This window comes from Roseomonas rosulenta (assembly GCF_016106005.1).
GTDB lineage: Bacteria > Pseudomonadota > Alphaproteobacteria > Acetobacterales > Acetobacteraceae > Neoroseomonas > Neoroseomonas rosulenta.
The window spans coordinates 1-3,697 of record NZ_JACADR010000368.1; the positions used below are offsets into that span (position 1 = coordinate 1).

At 69.8% G+C, this 3,697-nt stretch carries 3 protein-coding genes; all 3 read right to left on the reverse strand.

The features are described 5' to 3' along the window. Positions 1 to 859, reverse strand: an 859-nt coding sequence (locus HW578_RS24300) for a pseudouridine synthase (RefSeq protein ID WP_198373283.1), incomplete at its 3' end; no start/stop codon positions are given. Next, positions 856 to 1,566 carry a gamma-glutamyl-gamma-aminobutyrate hydrolase family protein gene (locus HW578_RS24305; protein ID WP_198373284.1) on the reverse strand — a complete coding sequence of 237 codons (711 nt, stop codon included), beginning with the start codon at positions 1,564 to 1,566 and terminating at the stop codon, positions 856 to 858. The genes HW578_RS24300 and HW578_RS24305, both read right to left, overlap by 4 nt. A 60-nt stretch (positions 1,567 to 1,626) precedes the next feature. After that, a complete protein-coding gene (typA, locus tag HW578_RS24310) occupies positions 1,627 to 3,465 on the reverse strand; it encodes a translational GTPase TypA (protein WP_198373285.1) in 1,839 nt (612 codons plus the stop codon). Between the last annotated feature and the right edge of the window lie 232 nt (positions 3,466 to 3,697).

A 3,697-nucleotide genomic window follows, 5' to 3' on the forward strand; every position in this document is an offset into this window, starting at 1 on the left:
ATGCTCTTCCGATCTGCGTGCCCATCACCGCACTGCGCGCGCGTGGCGCGCGTCGCGGTCCCTCCGGCGGCGGCTCCGGCAAGGGCGCCAGCGCCGCCTCGCGCAGGCGCTTGGGCGCATCGAGGCCGAGCTGCTCGCGCAGCACCTTGGCGTTCACTTCCTCGACCGCGCCGCGCGGCAGGATGCCGAGCTGGAAGGGGCCATAGGCGGTGCGGATCAGGCGTGTCACCTCGAGGCCGAGATGCGCCATGACGCGGCGGATCTCGCGGTTCTTGCCCTCCTGGATCGAGACTGTCAGCCACGCGTTCGTGCCCTGGCGCGCATCGAGCCCGGCCTCGATCGGGCCGTACTTCACGCCCTCGACCGTCACGCCGCGGATCAGCGCGGCGAGCGCGCCCTCGTCGACGCGGCCATGCACGCGCACGCGGTAGCGGCGCAGCCAGCCGTTGCTGGGCAGTTCCAGCTTCCTCGCCAGCGCACCGTCATTCGTCAGAAGCAGCAGCCCCTCGCTGGTGAGGTCGAGCCGGCCCACGCTGACCAGGCGTGGCAGGCCGGGGGGCAGCTTCTCGAACACGGTGGGGCGGCCCTGGGGGTCGCGATGCGTGGTCACCAGCCCATCTGGCTTGTGGTAGCGGAACAGGCGCGTGCGCTCCGCGGCGGCCACCGGCTTGCCATCCACCGTCACGTGGTCGCCGGGCGTGATGAAGGTGGCGGGAGTCTCGACCACCTTGCCGCCGAGCTTCACGCGGCCCTCGGCGATCATCTTCTCGGCGTCGCGGCGGGAGGCCACGCCGGCGCGCGCCAGCCACTTGGCGATGCGTTCGCCGCGCCTGGGGTCGTCGGGTTCGTCCTCGCTCACCTGCAGGCCTCCACGAAGGCGGCGAAGATCGCGGGGTCGCGCGGATCGACCGCATATTCCGGGTGCCACTGCACGCCGAGCGCAAAGCGATGGCCGGGGTGTTCGACACCCTCCACCACGCCATCGGGGGCGAGCGCATTCACCACGCCTCTGCCCGCCGTGGCCACCGCCTGGTGATGCGCGGAATTCACTGCCATGCGCGAAGCCCCCACGATCCGCGCGAGCAGCGTATCCGGTGCGATCGTCACCTCGTGCCCCGGTTCGGTGCGCGGGTTGGGCTGTTCGTGCGGCAGCGCGCCCGCGACTTCGTCCGGGATGTGCTGCACCAGCGTGCCGCCGAAGGCGACCGCGAGCAGCTGCTGCCCGCCGCAGATGCCCAGCACCGGCTTGTCGCGCTGAAGTGCTGCGCGCGTCGCCGCGAGCTCGAAATCGGTGCGGCCGGGCTTGAGCGTGACCTTGGGATGCGGCGGCCCGCCGCCCCACAGCGCGGGGTCCACGTCGAAGGCGCCGCCGGTGACCAACAGGCCGTCGATCTCGTCGAGGTAGGTCTCCGCGAGCGCCGGTTCGTGGGGCAGCGCCACCGGCAGCCCGCCGGCCGCGACCACCGCGGCGAAGTAGTTCTGCCGCAGCGCATACCAGGGCAGCTTCGACCAGCCCCCGGCGGGTTCGGAATCGAGGGTGACGCCGATCAGGGGGCGGGTGCGCATGGCTTCAGATACCGAAGCCACGCGCGCCGTAGCAAGTGCCGCGGCGCGCGGACCAGGGCCTTACGCCGCCTCGCTCTCCGCCCGCCGCGCGTGCTTCTTGCGCTCATGCGGGTCGAGGTAGCGCTTGCGCAGCCGCACCGCGGAGGGCGTCACCTCAACGAGTTCGTCATCCTCGATATAGGCGATCGCCTGTTCGAGGCTCATGCGCCGCGGGGGGATCAGCAGCAGCGCCTCGTCCTTGCCGGCGGCGCGGATGTTGGTGAGCTTCTTTTCCTTGATGGGATTCACATCGAGGTCGTTGTCACGCGAATTCTCGCCCAGGATCAGGCCGACATAGACCTTGTCGCCGGGGTTCACGAACAGCGTGCCGCGTTCCTGCAGGTAGAACAGCGCGTACTGAATTGCCTCGCCATCGGCATTGCTGATCAGCGAGCCGTTGCGCCGGCCCTCGATCACGCCGGCCCAGGGCTGATAGCCCAGGAACAGGCGGTTCATCATGCCGGTGCCGCGCGTGTCGGTCAGGAATTCGCCGTGGTAGCCGATCAGCCCGCGCGAGGGGATGTGGAAGGTCAGCCTCACCTTGCCGCCGCCGGACGGGCGCATGTCCTGCATCTGGCCCTTGCGGATCGACATCTTCTCGACGACCACGCCGGAATACTGCTCATCGACGTCGATCAGGCATTCCTCGAAGGGTTCTTCCTTCTCGCCCGTCTCGGGGTTGTCGCGCGTGAGGACGCGCGGGCGGCCGATGGTAAGCTCGAAGCCCTCGCGGCGCATCTGCTCGATCAGCACGCCGAGCTGGAGTTCGCCGCGGCCGGCGACCTCGAAGGCGTCGACCTCCTCGCTCACCTTCACCTTGATGGCGACGTTGCCCTCGGTCTCCTTGAACAGGCGGTCGCGGATCTGGCGCGAGGTGACCTTCTTGCCTTCGCGACCGCCCAGGGGCCCGTCGTTGATGCGGAAGGTCATCGCCAGGGTCGGCGGATCGACCGGGATGGCGGGCAGCGGCGCGCTCACCTCGGGCGAGGCGATGGTGTCGGGGATGGTCGCGTCGGACAGGCCGGCGATGGCGATGATGTCACCGGCCTTCACTTCCTCGACCGGCACGCGCTCAAGGCCCGAGAAGGTCATCAGCTTGGTCAGGCGGCCGGATTCCACCACCGTGCCATCCTGGCGCAGCACGCGCACCGGCATGTTCAGCCTGGCCACGCCCTGTTCGATGCGCCCGGTCAGGATACGGCCGAGGAAGTTGTCGGCCTCGAGGATCGACGCATTCATCGCGAAGGGCGCATCCACATCCACCGTGGGCGCCGGGACATGCGACAGGATCAGGTCGAACATGGCCGAGAGGTCCTTGCGCGGACCTTCGAGCTCCAGGTCCGCCCAGCCCTGGCGGCCGGAGGCGAACAGGGTGTGGAAATCCAGCTGCTCGTCGGTCGCGCCCAGGGCCGCGAACAGGTCGAACACCTCGTCATGCACCTCGTGCGGGCGGGCGTCCTGGCGATCCACCTTGTTGATGACCACGATCGGACGGAGGCCGCGGGCGAGCGCCTTAGTCAGCACGAACTTGGTCTGCGGCAGCGGTCCCTCGGCGGCGTCGCAAAGCACGATGGCGCCATCGACCATCGACAGGATGCGCTCCACCTCGCCGCCGAAATCGGCGTGGCCGGGCGTGTCGACGATGTTGATCTTCACACCCTTCCATTCCACGGCGGTGGACTTGGCCAGGATGGTGATGCCGCGCTCACGCTCGAGGTCGTTGCGGTCGAGCGCGCGCTCGGCGACCTGCTGGTTGGCGCGGAAGGCGCCGGCCTGGCGCAGCAGCTGGTCCACCAGCGTGGTCTTGCCGTGGTCGACGTGGGCGATGATCGCCACGTTGCGGATCTGGGCGGCGCTCATCGCGCACTCCTTTGCGGTCGTCTCCGCGCGGTGCAGGCTGCGCGAATGGCCGCGGCCCGGCCCCGGTCAGGGGCTACGGGCGGAGCGGCCGGTTCGGTCGGGCGGATTGTTGCGGCGCACACATAGTGGCTCGGTTGCCGGATGGCGAGAAAAAAGAGCCATCGACGTCGCGACCCCGCCGGCCGCGGCGGCCGCCCCGGTCCGGATCTCCGGCGGCGGCCGCGGCATGCCT

Excerpts from the sequence above, each read along its gene's own strand:
- typA (WP_198373285.1), bottom strand. The coding sequence starts at position 3,465 with ATGAGCGCCGCCCAGATCCGCAACGTGGCGATCATCGCCCACGTCGAC.
- HW578_RS24305 (WP_198373284.1), bottom strand. The coding sequence starts at position 1,566 with ATGCGCACCCGCCCCCTGATCGGCGTCACCCTCGATTCCGAACCCGCC.